This window comes from Marinococcus halophilus (assembly GCF_002265875.1).
Classification (GTDB): Bacteria; Bacillota; Bacilli; order Bacillales; family Marinococcaceae; genus Marinococcus; species Marinococcus halophilus.
Genome location: NZ_NPFA01000008.1, coordinates 45,598 through 67,200, shown reverse-complemented (window position 1 = coordinate 67,200; position 21,603 = coordinate 45,598). Strand labels below are relative to the sequence as shown.

Annotated in this window: 20 protein-coding genes; 1 reads left to right on the top strand and 19 read right to left on the bottom strand. The window is 47.2% G+C overall.

All coding sequences use genetic code 11. The annotated features are described in order from the left end of the window. Positions 1–35: 35 nt before the first annotated feature. From dnaI to polA, 8 genes are all read right to left on the bottom strand, one after another. The gene (gene dnaI / locus CHL76_RS09720) at positions 36–962 is read right to left on the bottom strand and encodes a primosomal protein DnaI (protein WP_079475780.1); all 927 of its coding nucleotides are present in this window, start codon (positions 960–962) and stop codon (positions 36–38) included. 18 nt (positions 963–980) lie between these two features. Then, positions 981–2,390, bottom strand: coding sequence for a replication initiation and membrane attachment family protein (locus tag CHL76_RS09715; protein WP_094908453.1), 1,410 nt, complete (start codon positions 2,388–2,390; stop codon positions 981–983). 16 nt (positions 2,391–2,406) lie between these two features. After that, complete coding sequence (gene nrdR, locus CHL76_RS09710; protein ID WP_022793114.1) at positions 2,407–2,886, bottom strand: transcriptional regulator NrdR; 480 nt, start codon at positions 2,884–2,886, stop codon at positions 2,407–2,409. Between the two features lie 170 nt (positions 2,887–3,056). After that, entirely contained in the window at positions 3,057–3,440 is a 384-nt protein-coding gene (gene speD, locus CHL76_RS09705) for an adenosylmethionine decarboxylase (protein WP_079475778.1), read from the bottom strand. 371 nt (positions 3,441–3,811) lie between these two features. Then, entirely contained in the window at positions 3,812–4,843 is a 1,032-nt protein-coding gene (locus CHL76_RS09700; protein WP_094908452.1) for a glyceraldehyde-3-phosphate dehydrogenase, read from the bottom strand. A gap of 139 nt (positions 4,844–4,982) precedes the next feature. Next, positions 4,983–5,576: a dephospho-CoA kinase gene (gene coaE / locus CHL76_RS09695; RefSeq protein WP_094908451.1), complete on the bottom strand. Its 594-nt coding sequence runs from the start codon at positions 5,574–5,576 to the stop codon at positions 4,983–4,985. Continuing rightward, positions 5,549–6,412: a DNA-formamidopyrimidine glycosylase gene (gene mutM, locus CHL76_RS09690; RefSeq protein WP_094908450.1), complete on the bottom strand. Its 864-nt coding sequence runs from the start codon at positions 6,410–6,412 to the stop codon at positions 5,549–5,551. Before mutM ends, coaE begins: the two co-directional genes overlap by 28 nt. 12 nt (positions 6,413–6,424) lie before the next feature. Next, on the bottom strand, positions 6,425–9,049 hold the full coding sequence (gene polA, locus CHL76_RS09685) for a DNA polymerase I (protein WP_094908449.1): 2,625 nt from the start codon (positions 9,047–9,049) through the stop codon (positions 6,425–6,427). Positions 9,050–9,114: 65 nt separating this feature from the next. Between polA and CHL76_RS17070 the strand changes: the two genes are divergently transcribed. Next, on the top strand, positions 9,115–9,285 hold the full coding sequence (locus CHL76_RS17070) for a hypothetical protein (RefSeq protein WP_158219143.1): 171 nt from the start codon (positions 9,115–9,117) through the stop codon (positions 9,283–9,285). A 25-nt stretch (positions 9,286–9,310) separates the two neighbouring features. Here CHL76_RS17070 and pnpS read toward each other — a convergent pair whose 3' ends face one another. The 11 genes from pnpS to accD form a co-directional block, all read right to left on the bottom strand. Continuing rightward, positions 9,311–11,092 (bottom strand): two-component system histidine kinase PnpS, encoded by a 1,782-nt coding sequence (pnpS, locus tag CHL76_RS09680; RefSeq protein WP_094908448.1) that lies wholly within the window; start codon positions 11,090–11,092, stop codon positions 9,311–9,313. Then, the gene (locus CHL76_RS09675) at positions 11,089–11,799 is read right to left on the bottom strand and encodes a response regulator transcription factor (protein WP_079475772.1); all 711 of its coding nucleotides are present in this window, start codon (positions 11,797–11,799) and stop codon (positions 11,089–11,091) included. Before CHL76_RS09675 ends, pnpS begins: the two co-directional genes overlap by 4 nt. A 170-nt stretch (positions 11,800–11,969) precedes the next feature. Beyond that, positions 11,970–12,914, bottom strand: coding sequence for a malate dehydrogenase (mdh, locus tag CHL76_RS09670; RefSeq protein ID WP_094908447.1), 945 nt, complete (start codon positions 12,912–12,914; stop codon positions 11,970–11,972). Positions 12,915–12,943: 29 nt separating this feature from the next. Continuing rightward, the gene (gene icd, locus CHL76_RS09665) at positions 12,944–14,212 is read right to left on the bottom strand and encodes an NADP-dependent isocitrate dehydrogenase (protein WP_079475771.1); all 1,269 of its coding nucleotides are present in this window, start codon (positions 14,210–14,212) and stop codon (positions 12,944–12,946) included. Between the two features lie 114 nt (positions 14,213–14,326). Further along, positions 14,327–15,442, bottom strand: coding sequence for a citrate synthase (gene citZ, locus CHL76_RS09660; RefSeq protein WP_079475770.1), 1,116 nt, complete (start codon positions 15,440–15,442; stop codon positions 14,327–14,329). A 233-nt stretch (positions 15,443–15,675) separates the two neighbouring features. Beyond that, positions 15,676–16,149: a DUF441 domain-containing protein gene (locus CHL76_RS09655; protein ID WP_079475769.1), complete on the bottom strand. Its 474-nt coding sequence runs from the start codon at positions 16,147–16,149 to the stop codon at positions 15,676–15,678. Positions 16,150–16,267: 118 nt separating this feature from the next. Next, positions 16,268–16,666, bottom strand: coding sequence for an FxsA family protein (locus CHL76_RS09650; protein ID WP_079475768.1), 399 nt, complete (start codon positions 16,664–16,666; stop codon positions 16,268–16,270). An 85-nt stretch (positions 16,667–16,751) separates the two neighbouring features. After that, positions 16,752–18,506, bottom strand: coding sequence for a pyruvate kinase (gene pyk / locus CHL76_RS09645; RefSeq protein WP_094908446.1), 1,755 nt, complete (start codon positions 18,504–18,506; stop codon positions 16,752–16,754). 84 nt (positions 18,507–18,590) lie between these two features. Further along, the gene (pfkA, locus tag CHL76_RS09640) at positions 18,591–19,550 is read right to left on the bottom strand and encodes a 6-phosphofructokinase (RefSeq protein WP_094908445.1); all 960 of its coding nucleotides are present in this window, start codon (positions 19,548–19,550) and stop codon (positions 18,591–18,593) included. Positions 19,551–19,758: 208 nt separating this feature from the next. Continuing rightward, positions 19,759–20,721, bottom strand: coding sequence for an acetyl-CoA carboxylase carboxyltransferase subunit alpha (locus CHL76_RS09635; RefSeq protein ID WP_079475765.1), 963 nt, complete (start codon positions 20,719–20,721; stop codon positions 19,759–19,761). A 15-nt stretch (positions 20,722–20,736) separates the two neighbouring features. Beyond that, positions 20,737–21,582 (bottom strand): acetyl-CoA carboxylase, carboxyltransferase subunit beta, encoded by an 846-nt coding sequence (gene accD, locus CHL76_RS09630; protein ID WP_079477008.1) that lies wholly within the window; start codon positions 21,580–21,582, stop codon positions 20,737–20,739. Positions 21,583–21,603: the final 21 nt, after the last annotated feature.

Below are 21,603 nucleotides of genomic sequence, written 5' to 3'. Positions count from 1 at the left end.
GTATTATACACATAGAATGTCCTGTATATTACCAATTATCCCCGGCGGTTCTGCCCGTCCATAAATACTTCTTCTGTGAACGGACGGATCCGTTCCATTATTCTTTTTGCTTTCAGCCGCTCATTTCCGCCTTTCTGGGAATAGGTCAAATGCTCTTCAAGTTCACTGTAATCATAATTAGACGTATAGACGGTAGGCAGCTTTTCCATCATCCGGTACTGTAGAATGACGCCTAAAATATCATCTCTTGTCCAGGCGCTCATCGACTCGGCTCCAAGATCATCGAGGACGAGTACCGGTACACCTTTAACGCTGTCCACCTTTTCCCGTACGGTATTGTCCGATAACGATTCTTTAATCTCCCGGAAAAAGTCCGGCACATGCACAATCATCGAGCCAATACTCCGCTCTGCCAATTCATTCATAATAGCCCCGGCAATATACGTTTTGCCAACCCCGAATTTTCCGTACAGGTAAAGGCCCTTTCCATCTTCACCGGGAACGGTGGTCGATGCAAAATGAAGTGCTGTGGTCCCGGCCTTCGCTCTTGACTGGTGGTCCATATCCACCTGGTCAAAGGAAGCGTGCAGTATTTCTTTCGGAATATAATAGCTTTTAATCAGCGACTGCCTTTTTTTCTTTTCGTCATCGTGTACTTTTAATGAACAGCGGTGATAGGCAACCGTTACTTTTCCCTTGTCTTCCATCAGCTCTGGCTGATACCCCTGCATCAGGTTGGGACAGTTTTCAAGCCCTGGACAGGCATCACAGTTGCTGCGCTCCCGTTTGTATTCAAATAAAGCCGCCTTATTTTTTTCGTATTCTTCCGTAGGTATGTGCGGATGACGGTGCTTAAAATCGATCACTCCCGGATAGGCAAATACTTCTTTTTCAAGTCTTGCCATCCGCTCTTTCCAGCCTTTATCCATCCATCCGTTTAACGAGGAACCAATCGAATCCATCCAGCTGCCTCCTTTCGTTTAACGATTCGCTCTTTCCCGGCGTTCTTTCAGCATTTCCTCAAAACGTTCCCTTTCCTTCGAAAGCTGTTCATCCCTCGCGGTATTTACATCTTCTGCTGGCTTATTTTCCGACTGTTCTTCTTTTTCCATCCATTTCGGCAGCTTATCGTTTCGAACATACCCCTGCTGCCGTTTGTTTGCATAATTGTTTTTAGGCGCCATTCGTTCCTGGGCCTGCTTGTGCTCTTCTTTCGCAAGCTTCATGGCGTCCTCTACGGTATGTACTTTTTTCCTTGTCCACTGGCCCGCAATTTTATAAACGAGCGCTTTGCTTAATTTCATATTGTTATTCTGCATCACGTAATCGGTCAACACGTTGACCACTCCCGGGGATAAACGGTAGCTGAACAAAAGCTCTTCAACAAGGTAGATATCAGACTCCGGCACTGTGGCTCCGCCAGCAACAGAGCGAAGAAAAGTCACCGGGGAGGTTTGTTCATAAAACTGCTTCATCTGCTCCTGTTCAGACAGGGGACGTCCTTTTGCCGGGGTATGCTCCCTGTGTTCTGTTTGCGCACGATTCCCGAGCGCCGGGGGAGCTGCCCCGTGCTCCATGCGATAATGATTTTTCGATTTTCTGCGCAGGTCTTCTATATTTACTTCGTCGTCTGCCGATAAAGACTCCTGAATCACTTTTCCCATATCAATCGGTGAGAGCTGGTACACAAAAGCAAGACGGCGGACAGTCTGCTGCAGCGACGGCGTTAACAGCTGCGTGCTGTTAAGAAAGGAAGGAAGTGAAGCCTTTAATAGTTCCATATCGAACCCATTCTCTTCAAGCTGCAGACGCGATGGTTCACTGCCTCCTATAAATTCAGTCCCTTCTTCCGCCGGAGGCGGTTCGGAAGCCATTTCCGACGCATGCAGAGAAGCAAACACTTCATTGAAGGAAGCCGTAATTTCTTTTGCTTCTTCAGGTACAGCTGTAATACCGAAGCGCTGCCGCAGCTGAATGTATTTGTTTTTTCCGAGGCGATTATACAAAAATACGCTTAAAACGTCGTCCTGGAAAAAAGCCCGCGGCGACATTGGAGGCTGGATGTCATAAACAAATGTTTTGTCCTGCGCCTGTGTCTCTAATTCATAAACTCTGAGAAGGCCAATGCCTTCAAGCATGCGCCGGGCGGCATAAATTTCATTTAGAGGCATCTGCAAAAAAGCCATCAGCTCGTGATGGGTGGCTTCGGAGCTTTCATAGCAGTCTTTTTCCAATTTATTCTGCAGGGTCTGGTAGAGAGCGATCGCTTTGCTTCCAACTAACGGCTGGTAGAGCATAGACATTGTTTTATCGGTGCTCTCGCTGAATTCTTTGCTTGTGCGAACATAGTACCCGTCCACCGGTTTTACTTCCATCCAATGCAGACTCAAAGCGCCGCCCTCCTTTTTATGATTTAGATGAATCCTCTTTGTTTTCTTTATCAATCAGCTCTTTTAACTCATTGATAAATACATTTATATCACGGAACTGGCGGTAGACAGAAGCGAAACGGACATAGGCGATTTCATCAATATCTGCGAGTTCTTCCATGACAAGCTCTCCAGCTTCCTCGCTTTTCACTTCCGTCCGTCCCTCTTCCCGCAGTTTATTTTCCACCCTTGAGACAATACCCTCGAGCGTTTCCATCGGGATCGGCCGCTTTTCACAGGCCCTGATCAGGCCCCTTAGCATTTTTTCCCGGCTGAATTCCTCCCGGTTTCCATTCTTTTTCACTACGACAAGCGGCAGTTCTTCCACAATCTCAAACGTAGTGAAGCGGTGGTGGCACGTATCACACTGGCGACGGCGACGAATGGACCGGCCTTCATTACTCGGCCTCGAATCCAATACACGTGTGCCATTGGAGTAGCATACTGGGCACTTCATTATTATCATCTCCAATTTGATGGACGATCTCTATTTTTATTGGTTCTATCATATCACACTAGCTCCTGTCAGGAAGATGACAATTTGCGTATTTCTTTGAATTCCTCTTCCTGCGGGCAATAAAAAACCGTTCAAGCACATCGTATGCTTGAACGGTGTTCATATACGCGTTATAAGGCGTTTGCTTCCGGGCGCTGCACGCGGATAGGCCCTGTACCACGGGGTATCTCTATTGTTTCTTCTGCTTCGGCACCGAGTGAGCCTGCAATATATTTTGCTGCCGTGTTCGGATCAATGTGATCGCCGCACGTATACACGTCAATGCTGGCATAGCCATGCTCCGGAAAGCTGTGAATCGTCAAATGCGATTCTGAAATAATAACGACTCCGCTCACACCCTGCGGAGCAAATTTATGAAAGATTACTTCTCTTATTTCAGCGCCTGCTTTCAAAGCGGCGTTTACAAAAATACGTTCGATTGCGTTTACATTGTTTAAAGTTTCTTCGTCACAACCCCACAGCTCGGAAATGACATGGCGTCCCATTGTTTCCATGGTACGTTTCCCCCTTTGTTTCTTTTTCTTCCATCATTAGGTCGCTTTATTTCATCGGCCCGTCACGTTTTAAAGGTTACTCTGGGGGAAAGTTAGTCCAATTTGGCACTAACCCTTGCAGTAACCGTTAGCAGGCCTGGAGATGTCTGAAAAACATGCATTTTTGCCATTAAGTTCAACGACATGCAGGCACGAAATCCAGTATACGATGTTTATTTGCAATTTGCAACCAGTTTTCCAGTGCAGAGGCTTTGAACCTTGCATATCTCTCTTCAATGCTTATATACGCTTTGTAGCTTCCGCGTACGATATTGCAGAAAAATAAACAAAAAGCGCCCCGCTTACGGGACGCTTTCCCATATTGACGATCTTTAAAACGAAGCAACAGAAGAATAGCCTACAGCTGGTTCACCAACCATCTTTACCAAATCTACGACCCGGCAGGAGTAGCCCCACTCATTATCGTACCAGGCAAGCACCTTAACCTGGCGATCGTTGATTACCATTGTGGAGAGCGCGTCGATGATCGATGAATGTTCATTTCCATTAAAATCCGTTGAAACGAGCGGATCCTCACAGTAGGAAATGATTCCTTTAAGCTCTTGTTCTGATGCCGCCTTAAGCGTTTGGTTAATTTCTTCTTCCGTCACCGGACGCTTCATGTCAATTACCATATCCACAAGCGACACGTTTGGTGTCGGTACACGAAGCGCCATACCGTTCATTTTCCCTTCCATGGAAGGAATCACCTCGGAGAGCGCCTTAGCTGCCCCGGTAGACGTCGGGATGATCGACTGTCCGCAGGCTCTTGCCCGTCGCAGGTCTTTATGGGGGTTGTCCATGTTATTTTGATCATTTGTGTATGCGTGCACGGTCGTTATTAAACCGCTTTCAATTCCGATTTTATCTTCAAGCACCTTTACTACCGGCGCAAGGCAGTTTGTCGTGCAGGAAGCATTCGATATCACGTGGTGGTTTTCCGCATTGTAATCTTCTTCGTTTACGCCCATCACGATAGTGGTATCGACTTCTTTTCCCGGAGCGGTTAATACTACTTTTTTCGCCCCAGCTTCTATATGCATTTCAGCATCCGGGCCGCGGTTGAATTTGCCTGTCGCTTCGACCACAATATCTACGCCAAGTTCTTCCCACGGAAGTTCAAGCGGATTTCGGTTTTGAAGCAGCCGGACCCTTCTACCGCCCACTACCATTTCGTCTCCTTCATATTTCACCTCAAGCGGAAACGGGCCATGCACACTATCATATTTCACCAGGTGAGCCAGTGTTTCAGGAGGATACATAGCATTGATGGCTTTCACTTCAACTTCTGGGTCCATCATTGCCTTTCGAAAAACCATACGCCCAATTCGTCCGAAACCGTTGATCGCTATGCTTGTTTTCATTTAATATCCTCCTCTGGAAATATGTTATACTTTTATAAGTAAAATCTAAAAATAGTATAACACATTGATAGCGTATTCTTGCAACCTATTTTTAAAAAATAACCACTTTCTTTTAAGGAAAGTGGCTATGCATACGTTTTTATATTATTTTCCACTGACGGAGCAGTTCGTTCACCTGGTTTTTTGTTTCTTTTTCTGTGCCCGAGTTATCAACTACTGCATCTGCCAGATGTCTTTTTTCTTCAAGGGGCATCTGCGATTTGATTCTTGCAGCTGCATCCTCTTCGCCCCGGCCATCACGATCGATAAGCCGCTGCTTCTGTGTCGATTCATTTACGTAAACGACGATCACACGGTCGACCAGAAAATTTAAATTGTTTTCAAGCAGAAGCGGAATATCAAGCACCACATGCTCGTTCCCTTCACGCACAAGATTATCCCGTTTGGTCATCATACGCTGCCTGACAGCAGGGTGGATGATTTGGTTGAGCACCTGACGTTTCTCCGTGTCATTAAAAATGACCGAGCCTAGCTTTTTTCTGTCGAGCGTCCCGTCAAGCTGAAGGATTTCCGGACCAAAATGCTCAATAATCTGTTCAAGGGCAGGCTCTCCTGGTTCCACCACTTCCCGTGAAATTACATCCGCATCAATCACGGGAAGCCCCTGCTCCCGAAGAGTGTCTGCCACCAGTGATTTACCGCTTGCTATTCCGCCTGTAAGGCCGATAACCATTTCTTCCCCTCCTTCGTCTGGCATACTGGACAGTAATGAGTACCTCTGCCCGCTACTACGGCCCGCTCGATTTCATGCCCGCACACTTTGCACGGCTCTCCTTTTCTTCCATATACATACAGGTTTAATTGGAACGCACCAGCCTGCCCGTCCCCGTTCACATAGGAACGCACTGTGCTCCCTCCCTGTTTGACTGCTTCTTCTATCACTTCTGTTATTTGCCTTCGAAGCACCTCTATGACTGGCTCACTAAGAGTTGCGGCCGGAGCGTCAGGCAAAATGCCCGACCGGAACAGTGCTTCATCCACGTAAATGTTCCCAAGGCCCGCAATAATCGATTGATCGAGCAGTACTGCTTTGATGCTGCGTGATGTTTTCTGAAAACGGGTGCTCAAATACTCAGCTGTAAAAAACGGATCAAGGTAGGGCTCCGCTCCCAACTGATTTAGCGGTTTTTCGCCCCATTCCTCGCCGCGGTCAAATACATGCATGGTGCCAAACTTACGTACGTCACGATAGCGGAGCTCCGTGCCGTCGGTGAAATGAAAACGCACATGCGTGTGCTTATCCGGCTCCCCGCCGTCACTCCATTCATATCGGCCTTCCATGCGCAAGTGGGAGACAACTGCCAGATCTTCGAGATAAATAACTAAAAATTTTCCTTTACGGTGCACCCGATCAATCGTTTTGCCCCCAAGCATCATTGAAAAGGCTTCATGGTCATCGGGCCGCTTAATAATGTTTGGCCAGTATACTTTTACGTTTTCTACGGTTTTTCCAACGGCCGTCTGTTCTAAGTTCCGGCGGACCGTTTCAACTTCCGGTAATTCGGGCATTCTTTCCTCTCCTTATTTCGCATCGTACCATGTCGGCCCCTGGGCCACGTCTGCCTTTAAAGGGACCGACAGCTCAATTGTCTGTTCCATCAGCTCCGGCACAAGCTCCTGCATGATTTCCACTTCGTTCTGTGGCACTTCAAAAATCAATTCGTCATGCACTTGAAGCAGCAGACGGCTGGCTAAGCCTTTTTCTTCAAGGGCTTTACTTACATCCACCATTGCCTTTTTTATAATATCAGCAGCCGTCCCCTGAATAGGAGTATTCATGGCCGTTCTTTCAGCAAAGCTGCGCTGGTTAAAATTGCGGCTGTTCATGTCGGGGAGGTACCTGCGGCGGTGCAGAAGCGTCGTAACAAACCCGTCGCGCCTGGCCTCATCTTTAATATCATTCATGTAGTTCTGCACATTAGGATAGCTTTTTAAATAGCTTTCAATGAATTCTTTCGCTTCGTTTCTCGTGATGCCAAGACTCTGTGAAAGCCCATAGTCCGAGATCCCGTAAACAATCCCGAAGTTCACGGCTTTCGCACTTCTGCGCATGTTTGATGTCACTTCGTCCTGCCCGACGCCGAAAACATCCATCGCCGTTTTTGTATGAATATCCATGTTGTTTTGAAAGGCTTCTTTGAGTCCTTCATCGTCCGCGATATGAGCGAGCACCCGGAGTTCGATCTGCGAATAATCTGCCGAGAGGATGGACCACCCGGATTCAGAAGGAATAAAAGCTTTCCGGATACGCCGGCCTTCTTCAAGGCGGATCGGAATGTTTTGCAGATTCGGCTCTGTCGAACTCAGCCGGCCTGTCTGGGTAATTGCCTGGTTAAACATTGTATGGATTTTGCCGGTGGATGGGTGAATTACTTTTAAAAGTCCTTCGATATACGTAGATCTCAGCTTCGAAATCTGGCGGTACAACAGCAGGTTTGGAATAATTTCATGCTGATCCCGGAGCTTTTCGAGTACATCTGCCGACGTGGAGTAGCCAGTTTTTGTTTTTTTAACAGCAGGGAGCTCAAGCTCTTCAAATAAAATCGGCCCAAGCTGTTTCGGTGAATTAATGTTAAATTCACGACCAGCCTGTTTATAAATTTCTTTTTCAAGCTCGGCAAGACGGCCGTCCAGTTCATCACCGATAGTCTCAAGCTGGGAACGGTCCACGCAGATCCCCTGGGTTTCCATTTGTCCGAGCACGAGCGACAGCGGCATTTCCAGTTCTTTAAACAGTTCGAGCTGCTCGTTTTGCTTTAGATCCTCCTCGATTTTCCCCTGAAGCCGGTAGACCGCTTCACCTTTACGGATCAGGTGCTCTGCCAGTGCTTTCTCCTCCGGCTTGGTGCGCTTTGCCCCTTTGCCGTACACAGCTTCGTCGGTATCCACTACCTGCAGATTCCGGCGTTTCGCTATATCAGACACATGATGAGACGATACGGAGGGATCAATTAAATACGAAGCAATCAATGTGTCATGGGTAATCCCCCGAAGCTCCAGGTCATTCCACCCAAGAGCAACCACGGCACGTTTTGTATCAAATGTATATTTTTCCCTCGATTCGTCTTTAGCCCATGCCTGAAATGCTTCGCTCTGCAGTGCATTCTCCGTGGAAATAAAATACCGTCCGGTTTCGTTGATAACTGCTATCCCCCATATGCTCCCGTGATGGTAATTTTCTTCCGGCACTTCCACAACCAAAGCCGACGGAGACACAAGCATGTCCTCCTGGACGTCTGTAACATGCTTATACGCCAGTTCATCGAAGATCTGCTGCGCTTCATCCACATCGTCAAATTTATTTAACAGCGTTTGAAATTCCAGCTCACGGAAAAGATCCGTTACTTCTTTTACATCGTAGTCTTCATGCTTTAATTTCGAAAGCTCGAGATCGAGGGGGGTATTTCGGTATATAATGGCGAGTTCCTTGCTCATTTTCGCCTGCTCTCTATTCTCTTCGAGTCGCTCCTTCATCTTTTTCCCGGAAATTTCATCAATGGATTCCAGTACTTTGTCCACAGAGCCGTATTCCTTTAACAGCTTTAATGCGGTCTTTTCCCCGATCCCCGGGACGCCTGGAATATTGTCCGAGCTGTCTCCCATAAGGCCTTTCATATCAGTGATTTGAAGAGGATCAAGGCCGTACCGCTCCCGAATGGCATCCGGGTCGTATAATTCCGTATTCGTTATTCCTTTTTTGATAAAGGAAACGTGAACACGGGGGCTGACTAGCTGCAACAGGTCCCGGTCCCCGGTATAAATGCGCACGTCCCAGTTTTCCTCTTCGGCCTGCTTCGAAAGCGTACCGATAATATCATCCGCTTCGTAGTTTTCCTTCTCGATGTAAGGAACTTTAAAAACGTCCAGTACCTCACGAATAACTGGCAGCTGTTCGGATAACTCAGAGGGCGTTTTTTCCCGGCCGGATTTATACTCACTGTAAGTATCATGGCGAAAAGTTGTTTTCCCGGCGTCAAATGCGACAAGCACATGGCTTGGGTCCTCATCCTCTAAAATTTTCAAAAGCATGGTTGTAAAGCCGTAAATGGCATTGGTATAAACGCCTTTATCGTTATTTAAAAGAGGCAGGGCAAAAAATGCCCGATAAGCAATACTGTTTCCATCCAATAACACTAGTTTACTCAAATTATTGTCCTCCTTATTTCAAAAAGCCAAACCGGCTTCTTATGTATAGCACCTAATGTACTTTCATGTTCATCGTTATATTTTATCATACACCGCGTGCAGCGTCAGAACGTCCACTTGAAAAAGCACAAAAAAAGAACGAAAGCCAAGGGGTGCTTTCGTTCCAGAGGGGATGCAGCCCGCTGCAGAAACAAGCAGCGGATGAAAACCCGTTCGACCACTATGTTATAACATAAATGTAAATGACTTATGGATTAGAGATTAAGAATTTGTAAATTCTTCCTCTTCCATATTCCGTGACTTCGGAAAGCGCAGTGTAAATGTCGTCCCTTCGTTTTTTCTGCTGTGCACTTCGATACGCCCGCCATGGGCATCCGTCAGGTGTTTAACAATAGCCAGCCCGAGTCCAGTGCCTCCAGAGCCGCGGCTTCTGGCTTTATCAACACGATAGAACCTTTCAAAAATACGCGGCAGTTGTTCGGGACTAATGCCAATGCCATTGTCCTCCACTTCAAGCACTGCCTCTTCCGCTTCTTCAAACAGCCGGACCTGCACTTCACCGCCTTCTTTAGTATAAATAATCGCATTGTTTATCAGGTTAATAATAATCTGTTTTATCCGGGCTTCGTCCCCGTCCATATAAATTCCAGTGTCAATACGGGAAGTGAGCAGCAAGTGCTTATCGATCGCTTTAGATTCAAGAAGCCGCAGGGCTTCTGTTATTGTGCTGCTCATGTCAAAACGGGTCCGGTTTAATTCAAAGTAATCCTGTTCAATTCTTGAAAGTTCCAACAGATCACTGATTAAATCCTGAAGCCGGTCGCTTTCTTTCCACATAATTTCCAGGAATTGCCTGCTTAACGCTTCATCATGCATGGCCCCGTCAAGGAGCGTTTCGGTAAAGCCTTTTACTGATGTCACCGGTGTTTTTAATTCATGCGAAACGTTAGCCACAAAATCTTTTCGCACTTCCTCAAGCTTTTTCAACTCTGTAATATCATGCAAAACGAGTACGATACCCCGCAGCTCTTCATTTTCTCCAAGTACTGGTGCCCCGTATACATGGAAAAAACGCACTTCAAGCTCATGCAGCATCTGGACGGTGGCGCTCGTCCGGCTTTCAGTTAAAAATATCTTCTGGATGAGCTTAATGATCTCTTTTTCATCCATCGCTTCATAATACAATAAATTGAGCCATTCACTTGTATCCTCTTCAAAAACGCGGGAGCAATAGGCATTCATCAGTGTAATTTCGCCGCGGCTGTTTATAAAAACCAGCCCGCTCTCCATCGTATTAATCAGGGTCTCAAGCCGTTCCTGCTGCTCCTGGTTTTCCTTTGTCACGCTTTCAAGGTTAAATGCGAGCACGTTAATAGAGCGGGTCAGCTGGCCAACCTCATCCTGGGCGCTTCCATAAGCACGGGCACTGAAATTGCCTTTAGCCAGTTCATTGGCCGTTTTTGTAGCCTGGGTGATCGGTTTGGTCAATTGATTTGTCACTTTGGTTGTAATGTATAAAATGATTAAGAGCGCTACACCAAAGCAGCCAATCAACGTTCCCCAAATCAGCCAGTTAATCGCGTTAATCCGTTCGACAGGTATCGCAAGTCTCATATAATACGTATAGTTTTCATACGAAAAAGGCACCGCGTAATATAAAAGCTCTGCTTCCAGCGTATTACTGTATCGGATGTTACTTCCTTTACCACTTTCACGGGCCTCCTCTATTTCCGGACGTCCGAAATGATTGTCGAGTTCCTCTGATTCAGCTTCTGTTTCTCCAATAACCTCTCCGGTTTCATTCAAAATCGTCACACGGACATCCAGCTGACTGCTTATATTCTGGGCCAGTGCTTCCCAGTTTCCTTCCTCCCGCTCTTCAGCAATAGAGGCAGAAAGGTTGGCCTCTCTTTCCAGACTATTCTCGAGCTCCTCCACATAAAGGGAACGGACAATTTGCCCTATCACAAGCCCCACGACGGTCAAAACGATTAAAATAATCGCCATCAAGGCTACAATCAAGCGGGTGCGGAATCGCTTCATGCAGGCGCGGGCTCCTCAAATTTATAGCCAAGACCACGGACTGTTTTGATGTATACCGGTTTTTTCGTATTCGGTTCAATTTTTTCACGTAGATGACTAATATGTACATCGACAATTCTCGTGTCTCCGACAAATTCGTAATTCCATACTGCATTCAATAGCTGGTCACGCGTAAGCACCCGGCCTTTATGATTAATTAAGTAGACGAGCAGTTCAAATTCTTTCGGAGTCAGTTCAAGTGCTTCTTCCTGCACGTATGCTTCATAATTTTCCGGATATACTGTTAAGTGACCGATGGTTTTACTTTCTATTTTTTCCATTTCCGTTTCCTGCCCGGAATAGTCCACTCTACGCATGATGGCCTTAACACGGGCGACCAGCTCGCGCGGGCTGAACGGCTTTGTCATATAATCATCGGCTCCAAGTTCAAGACCGAGCACTTTATCAAATTCTTCGTCTTTTGCAGTAAGCATCAATATTGGAACCTGTATTTTTTCAGTCCGGATTTTCCGGCACACCTCGAGGCCGTCGATCTCTGGAATCATCAGATCCAGCACAATTAAATCGTACTTTACCTGCTGTGCTTTCCGGATTGCTTCCACGCCGTCATAAGCGGTATCCACCGTGTATCCCGACTGTTCGAGATTGTATTTTAACAGCGTTACGATAGATTCTTCATCGTCTACTACCAACAACCTTGTTGCCATATGAACCCTCCGCCTCTCAGCGCCCCCCTTGGCCCTGATTATTTTCCCGAGCTGCTGCATCTGTCACATTCATCATACTATAAGCGAACAGTACAGCTCAATGTTTATCGCTTTTCGTCTGCAAGCAAAAAAAGACTGCCTGTACGATACAGGCAGCCCGCAGTACTTCTTTAATCGTTCGGTAAGGCCTTCATGACATCACGAACAGAATCAGCAGAAGTATTCAATTGGTTTTGTTCTTCCTCTGTCAGCTCGAGCTCGATAATTTTTTCCAGTCCGTTACCGCCAAGAATGGTCGGGACTCCGAGGTAAAGATCATCATATCCATATTCGCCTTCAAGATAAGCAATAGATGGGAGCACGCGCTTTTTATCCTTCAAAATAGCTTCGACCATTTCTGTAAGAGCAGCAGCAGGGGCATAGTACGCACTTCCATTACCAAGAAGCTGCACAATTTCTCCTCCGCCCTTGCGTGTGCGTTCAATAATGGCGTCAATACGTTCCTGGGATATGAGCTTAGTCAGCGGCACTCCGCCAGCGTTCGAATAACGGATCAGCGGTACCATGTCATCTCCGTGGCCCCCAAGAACGAATCCCTGGATGTCTTCCACAGAAATACCGGTCTCCTGGGCAACAAATGTGCGGAAACGTGCCGTATCGAGCACCCCGGACTGGCCGATAACACGGTTTTTAGGGAAGCCGGATTCTTTATACACAGCATACGTCATTGCATCTGCCGGATTCGTGAGCACGACAATAATGCATTCCGGTGAATGTTTCACAATTTCTTTTGTGACAGATTTCATGATTTTTGCATTTGTATTAATCAGATCATCCCGGCTCATTCCCGGCTTTCTTGCAATACCTGCTGTAATTACGACAATGTCCGACCCAGCTGTATCAGCGTAATCCGAGGTGCCGGTCACATTAACATCCGACCCATTTACCGGAGTCGACTCGAGCATATCGAGTGCTTTCCCTTTTGTCGGTCCTTCATTGTCCGGGACATCTACAAGCACTACATCCCCGAGCTCTTTCTGGGCAACCATAAGAGCCGTAGTAGCGCCTGTAAAGCCGCCTCCTATAACTGATACTTTTCTGCGCGTAATAGCCATGCGTGCTCATCTCCTATCAATTGATTGGATTACATATTGCTGATTAGAGCGTCACCGAACTCAGAGCACTTCACTTCTTTTGCTCCGTCCATCAGGCGTGCGAAGTCATAAGTAACGACTTTGCTTCCGATGGTTTTGTCCATGGATTGAAGCACAAGCTCGGCAGCTTCATTCCAGCCAAGGTGACGAAGGAGCAGTTCACCGGACAGGATTACAGAAGATGGATTTACTTTGTCCAGGCCGGCGTATTTTGGCGCTGTGCCGTGTGTCGCTTCGAAAATAGCGTGCCCTGTCTCATAGTTGATGTTGGCGCCCGGCGCAATACCAATACCGCCAACCTGTGCAGCGAGGGCGTCGGAAACATAGTCGCCGTTCAAGTTCATCGTGGCTACTACATCAAACTCTTTCGGACGTGTCAGAATCTGCTGCAGGAAGATGTCTGCGATAGCATCTTTTACAATGATTTTGCCTTCACTTACCGCTTTATCCTGGGCAGCATTTCCTGCTTCTTTGCCTTCTTTTTCTACGATTTCATCGTATTCGCGCCATGTGAAGACTTTATCCCCGAATTCACGCTCCGCAAGGTCGTAACCCCAGTTTTTGAAGGAGCCTTCTGTAAACTTCATGATATTACCCTTGTGTACGAGGGTTACACTTTCACGGCCTTCATCAAGAGCGTATTGAATTGACGCACGCACGAGACGCTCAGTACCTTCTTTGGAAACAGGTTTTACGCCGATTCCGGATGTTTCAGGGAAACGGATGTTTTCGGATCCCATTTCGTTTTGCAGGAAGTCGATTACTTTTTTCACTTCATCCGTGCCTTCCTGGAATTCAATGCCGGCATAGATATCTTCTGTATTTTCACGGAAAATCACCATGTTGACGTCTTCCGGGCGCTTCACTGGAGAAGGCACTCCTGTAAAGTGCTGAACCGGGCGCAGGCACGTAAACAGGTCAAGCTTTTGGCGCAGCGCCACGTTCAGGGAACGGATGCCTCCACCGATAGGAGTAGTGAGTGGGCCTTTAATAGCGATTAAGTATTCACGGATAGCATCCAGGGATTCTTCCGGAAGCCATTCGCCTGTTTTGTCATAAGCTTTCTGTCCTACAAGGATTTCTTTCCAATGAATTTTCTTTTCTCCGTTATAGGCTTTTTCTACAGCTGCATCCAATACTTTCTCCGCTGCTGCCCAGATGTCCGGGCCGATGCCGTCCCCTTCGATATACGGAATAATCGGTTCGTTTGGCACCGTTAAGTTACCATTACTAGTTTGAATTTTTTCTCCATTAGACATGAATAAATCCTCCTTTAATATAATAAACCTTTACTTTTCCCGGGCACTGGACCGTGCCCGGGGCTGCTGAAGCTGAAAGCAAGACAAGCGAAGTGCTGCTTTTTAAAGTCTTTCTTACCGCTCTTCAAGAGAAACATACTTTTTGTTTTCCGGGCCAACGTATTCGGCGCGCGGACGGATTAAACGATTGTTTTCATACTGCTCAAGAATATGGGCAATCCATCCGGACGTGCGGCTGACAGCAAAAATTGGCGTGAACAAGTCATGGTCGATGCCGAGACTGTGATATACGGACGCCGAGAAGAAGTCCACGTTTGGCAGCAATCCTTTTTCATTTTCAATTTTTTCTTCAACCTTCATCGACATGTCATACCATTTCGATTCTCCGGTCACTTCTGTCAGCTGGCGGGACATTTCGCGCAGATGCTTGGCACGCGGATCACCGGTTTTATATACCCGGTGGCCAAAGCCCATAATCTTTTCTTTGTTATCAAGAAGCTTCTGCACATGACTGTCTACATTTTCAGGAGTGCCGATTTCTGTAAGCATTTCCATCACACGCTCGTTGGCGCCACCGTGAAGCGGGCCTTTTAATGCCCCGATAGCAGCTGTGACTCCAGAGTACATATCCGAAAGGGTAGCCACACATACACGGGCGGTAAAGGTTGAAGCATTCAGCTCGTGGTCGGCATGCAGGATCATCGCTTTGTTAAATGCTTTGATGGACGTTTCATCTGGCTCTTCTCCGTTTAGCATATACATAAAGTTTGCCGAAAAGCTCAGTGCAGGATCGGGTTTGATTGGATCTTTACCTTTTCGAATTCTTGCAAAGCCTGTGACGAGAGATAGAATTTGTGACTGCAGACGCACAGCTTTGCGCTGGTTTGCTTCTTCGCTCATGTCGTCAGCTTCACTGTCATATAAGCTTAACTGGGACACTGCAGTACGAAGGGCAGCCATAGGACGCACTTTATCAACTGAATACTGTTTCATATAATCAAAGACCTCATCCGGAACGCTCATATTATCCATGAGCGACTGGCGGAAGTTGTTATATTCTTCTTTGTTTGGAAGCTCTCCGTACCAAAGCAGGTAAATAACTTCTTCAAAAGATGCATGCTCTGTCAGGTCATCAATATGATATCCCTGATACTTTAACACATCATCAACAATGGAGCTGACACTGGAAGTTGTAGCTACAACGCCTTCTAAACCACGAGTTGAACTCATTACACAATCTCTCCTTTAATTCAAAAAGTATAACGTATGTACCGAAGAAGAAAATGCTTACATTTTCCTTTTAATAAAACATACGTTTCAAAACAGAACGGTTGGTCTGTTTTTGTCATAAAAACCCATTGTACTGCTACTTTTTGGAGGTGTAGCGCATTCAATTGTGTACACAATAATGACTATTTCCCTGTTTAGGCAGCCGGAGAAACACCCCGGCTGTTATTCAGCCGTTATCCACCGAGAGAGGAAAACCACTCTACGGCTCTCATCGCAATATATGCGATGCCAGCCCCGATTAGAGGGCCGACGGCTATACCGTTAAACAGAGCTACTGCTAATATAGTTCCAAGCACTAGTGCAGTGGTAATATGCGGGTCGCTCTGAAGCAGCTCTACACCCCCCTTGGCGATAAGAGCCACCAGAATGCCTGAAGCAAGCGCAATCCATGCATAATAGGAACGAACTGCTTCGCCGAGCTGGCGAAAGCCAATATCCCCGGTAGCAATAGGAACCAGAACCGCAAACGTCAAAATAGTAACAGCAATTTCAATGCCTTTTGCCTGCATAAACGGAAATATTTTATCGCCCAGCCCTGTCCATTTAATAACAATTAAAGCAGCAACGGCTACAATTAGCGACTGGTTTTTTGCGAAAATTCCCACCGCAAGCAGTATAAGTAAAAAAACTGAGGCTTGCGATAACAATGCATGGTCATCCTTCCAAATTAAACGCTCCTAATAATCCTACCACATTTGACAATTTCATGTCATGTGCGCCCGGAAAGTTTTCAGAAGTTTCAATCGGGCGGGCGGGGCGTCAGGATTACCACCTGCGCCCCATTACTCTTATATTCCCGTTATCTACCATTTTTTTAAACCATCTCTTTAACACAGCTTTCATTCCTCTTCTCGACCACGGGATCAACAGGCTGAAGCCAAGAGCGTCTGTGATAAAGCCTGGGGTGAGCAACAGCGTACCGCCGACAAGAATACATACACCATCGAGGACAATATCTCCAGGCATTTCTCCCCGCTGTGTCTGCAGCTGCAGCGTACGGAACACCTGCAGGCCTTCCCGTTTCGCCAGCCAGGCCCCAAGCAGGCCGGTTGCAATAATGAGTGCAATTGTCGGCCATATACCAATCGTATTGCCGGCTAATATTAGCACCCCTACTTCTGCAGCCGGTATAATAATCAGCAGTAATAAAAACCATTTAGCCATCTGCCCGCCCCCCTTCGTTTAAGTTTTTATCCAGCCCCCGGCGTAACTCAGGCGCCGCAAGACCAAAAAGAATAATCAGAACCGCTTACAGCACACTGGCGTGCCCGCGGTAAATGTCGCCTCTTGAAGCATCGACAGTAATTTCTTCGCCGTCTTCAAATAAGCTTCTGGCTTCTTCTACACCAACTACTACAGGAATACCCAGGTTCAAGCCTACCACCGCGGCGTGGGAGGTTAATCCTCCTTCTTCTGTGACAACTGCCAACGCTTTTTCAACGGCTGGCATCATGTCTTTGTCTGTTGCCTGGGTGACGAGCACGGCGCCTTCTGTCATTTTGGCGTTTGCTTCTTCTGCGCTTCCGGCAACGACTACTCTTCCCGCTGCGGTGTAACGGCCAATGCCCTGTCCTTTGGCGACCGTTTCACCGATTACGTGAACTTTCATCAGGTTGGTTGTTCCCGTTTCTCCTACAGGCACCCCGGCAGAAATAACAACAAGATCTCCGCGGCTGACGAGTTCTTCTGATAGAGCCTTGCTTACAGTTACATCAAGCATTTCATCGGTGGTACTGGATTTCGTGCCCAACAGTCCCTGGACGCCCCAGATTAGCGCAAGCCGGCGGTAGACGCGTTCATTGCTTGTAACCGCAATAATCGGCGACTCCGGACGATATTTCGAAACAATACGTGCGGTATACCCGCTTTCGGTAGCGGTAAGAATCGCCGAAGCATTCAGCGAATGGGCGGTGTAGGCTACGGACTGCCCAATGGAGTTGGTAATTGAAGGCTTGCTTTCTTTTGTTTTTTCGTCCAGTGTATTGCGGTACTGCAGCGAAGACTCTGCTCTCAGCGCAATATTGCTCATGGTTTCTACTGATTCCACCGGATAATCTCCCGCTGCTGTTTCTCCGGAAAGCATGATAGCGTCTGTACCATCAAAAATGGCATTTGCCACGTCACTTGCTTCCGCCCTCGTCGGGCGTGGGTTATGCTGCATCGAATCAAGCATCTGCGTAGCTGTAATTACCGGCTTGGCGAGGAAGTTGCAGCGTTTAATCAGGCGCTTTTGTACAAGCGGCACTTCCTCAGGCGGAATTTCAACGCCCATGTCTCCGCGCGCCACCATCAACCCGTCGGACACTTCAAGAATTTCCTCGACGTTGTCGATGCCTTCCTGGTTCTCAATTTTCGGCACGATGAACGTATCTTCTGCTCCGTGTTTTTCCAGGAGCTCGCGAATTTCCAAAACATCAGAAGCCCGGCGTACAAATGAAGCGGCAATAAAGTCGACGTTATTTCTAATTCCGAATTCGATGTCATCCGCATCTTTTTCTGTTATGCCTGGCAGATTGACCTTCACGTTCGGGAGGTTAACGCCTTTTTTGTTTTTCAGTTCGCCGTTATTCAGCACTTTCGTATGAACTTCTTTGTCTTCGATACCGGTTACTTCAAGCTCAATCAGTCCGTCATCGAGAAGAATTTTTTTGCCGACTTCCATATCTTCGGTTAAACCACCGTGAGTAACGGAGATTTTTTCTGTTGTGCCGACGACTTCTTCCGTGCTGATGATCAACGGCTGTCCCTTTTCAAGCTGGATGGCGCCGCCTTCCATCGTATGAGTACGTACTTCCGGCCCCTTTGTGTCAAGCAGTATTGCCACATTTTTCTTCAGCCGGGCAGAAACTTCGCGAATGCTGTCAATCCGGGCCTGATGCTCATCAAAATCCCCATGGGAAAAATTAAGCCTCGCTACATTCATCCCGTTTTTAATTAATTTTTCCAGCGTTTCCGGCGCTTCACTTGCCGGTCCTATCGTGCATACAATCTTTGTTTTTCGCATGATCTTCCTCCTGTTCTCTCTCTGAAATCCTAGTTTATTGTATCATAGAAACTTTTCATCCGCGGTAAAGCCTTTGCCCCGGAATTAAATCGACAGCTCCTGGGATAGTTTGTACATGCCAGAGTCCACCTGATGCTTCTGCTTAAGCACTTCTGGAATCGATTTATCAACGATCTCATTTTTCTCGATACCGACCATTCTTCCTTCTTTTCCATTCAAAAGAAGTTCAACAGCTCTTGCGCCGAGACGACTTGCAAGTACCCGGTCAAAACCGGTCGGTGACCCTCCACGCTGAATGTGGCCAAGAACGGTTACCCTTGTTTCGAGATTCGTTGTTTCCTGGATCTTCTGGCCAAACTCTGTGCCGCTTCCTACGCCTTCGGCGATAATGATGATACTGTGCTTCTTACCCCTCGCATGTCCGCGACGTAGACGGCTGACTACCTGATCCATATCATACTCTTCCTCTGGGATTAAAATCGTCTCGGCACCGTCGGCCAGGCCGGACCAGAGAGCGAGATCACCGGCGTCTCTGCCCATTACTTCAATAACGTATGTACGTTCATGTGAAGTGGCGGTATCCCGGATTTTATCAATCGCGTCAATAACTGTGTTCAAGGCTGTATCAAAACCAATTGTATAGTCTGTGCCCGGAATATCGTTGTCGATGGTCCCTGGTATTCCAATCGTTGGGTAGCCAAGCTCAGTTAATTTTTCCGCTCCACGGAACGAGCCGTCACCGCCTATAACGACCAAAGCTTCAATGCCTCTTGCGTTCAGCTGATCTACAGCCTTCTGTCGTCCCTCCGGCGTGCGGAATTCCTCGCAGCGGGCAGTATATAGTTTTGTTCCACCGCGGTGAATAATATCACCTACGTCGCCAAGCTCCATTTTTTCAATGTCACCTTCGATCAGCCCGGCATAGCCGTACTGCACGCCATAAACTTCAAGATCATGGTAGATCGCCTTCCGAACAACAGCACGTATGGCTGCATTCATTCCGGGCGAATCTCCTCCGCTCGTTAACACTCCAATCCGTTTCATTCCATAACTCCTTCCCTTTGCATTCCTGTTTATCATTATACCCGTTATAGACCCGATGACACAAAAGTAATTATATTTTCGAAAGCTGCTATTATTAAAAAACCAAGTCAAAATTGCCATCTCGCACAGTTGCCCGCACCTCTTTTCAATTGCAGCTGAACAGCAGGAGCGGTTCTATTTCACAAAAAAAGCGCCACCCGGCGCTTTCCTAAAAATCACTTTCTTCAAACGTGCCCATTTGCTTAAATTTTTCATACCTTGATTCTATTAATTCATTCGGCGTTAATACAAGCAGGTCCTTTAAAGACTGTTGAAGCGTCTTCCGTAAAATAGCCGTTTGTTCTTTTGGATCATGATGCGCCCCTCCCCGGGGTTCTTTCACAATCTCATCAACCACACCAAATTCTTGTAAGTCTCCAGCCGTAATACGCATAGCTTCTGCAGCTTCCCGGGCATATGAAGCATCCTTCCATAAAATAGAGGAAGCACCTTCAGGGGAGATGGTCGAGTACCATGAATTTTCGAACATATGTACATGGTTCGCCACTCCAAGCGCAAGCCCGCCTCCGCTGCCGCCTTCTCCGATAACAACACTAATTACCGGCACTTTCAGGCCAGCCATTTCCATCAAATTCCGGGCAATGGCTTCACTCTGGCCGCGCTCTTCCGCCGCTTTTCCAGGATAAGCGCCCTTCGTATCGACAAAACAGATCACCGGACGGTTAAATTTTTCCGCCTGCTTCATAAGCCGAAGCGCTTTGCGGTACCCTTCCGGATGCGGCATCCCGAAATTCCGGCGGACGTTTTCCTTCGTATCTCGTCCGCGTTGATGGCCGATGACAGTCACCGGGCTTCCTTCAAAAAAAGCGATGCCCCCAACAATCGCTTCGTCATCTCCAAACAGACGATCGCCATGCAATTCGATGAATTGCTCAAACAAACTGTCGATATAATCGAGAGTGGTGGGGCGCTCCGGGTGCCTTGCGATCTGCACACGCTGCCACGGCTTTAAATTGTTATATACTTCGGCTTCGAGCTGCTCTAGCCGCTGTTCCAATTTCTCTATTTCTCCGCTTAAATCGATATCCTTCTCATCTGTAAAGCTTTTTAATTCATCGATTTTGTTTCGGAGCTCCATGATTGGTTTTTCAAAAGGAAGATGATTTTCCATTGGCACTGACTCCCTTCACGTATGCATCTGCACGATCGCAGACAAAGTGTTTTTCATATCCTGCCTGTGTAGCACCTTGTCAAGCTGGCCGTGTTTAAGCAAAAATTCTGCTGTCTGAAAATCTTCGGGAAGCTCTTGGCGGATCGTCTGTTCAATTATTCTTCTGCCGGCAAAGCCGATCAATGCTTCAGGTTCGGCAAAATTATAATCCCCAAGAGAGGCGAAGCTTGCAGAAACGCCCCCCGTGGTGGGATGGGTCATAACTGAGACAAACAAAAGCCCTGCTTCATCCATTTTTTTCAGTGCTGCGCTGGTTTTAGCCATCTGCATGAGGCTGAGAATCCCTTCCTGCATCCGGGCTCCGCCCGAAGCAGAAAACAGAATGAACGGGGCATGGAGGTCAAGGGCCCGCTCGATTGCCCGGGTGATTTTTTCTCCAACTACCGAGCCCATACTGCCCATCCGAAATGCCGGATCCATCACGCCCAGGACCACCGGGGTGCCGCCGATCGTTCCTTCTCCTGTGACGACAGCTTCCTTATGGCCGGTTTTTTTCTGGTCCTTTTCAAGCTTTTCCTTGTATTCCGGAAACTCCAGAGGGTCTGCCGAGACCATATGAGGGTTCAGCTCGTGAAAAGAATCCTCATCAAGGATCAAATCAATCCGTTCGGAAGGAGTCATCGGCATATGATGACCACAATGCATACAGACATTGGCATGTTTTACTAATTCTTTTGTATAAACAATTGTTTTGCATTTGGGACATTTTGTCATAACGCCCTCGTTCATGGTTTTCGGCTGTTCCCTTTCAGCCGGCATTGAAGCATATTTTCGCCTTTTACTGAATAAATCTTTGATCATCATAAAGACACCTTCTTCATA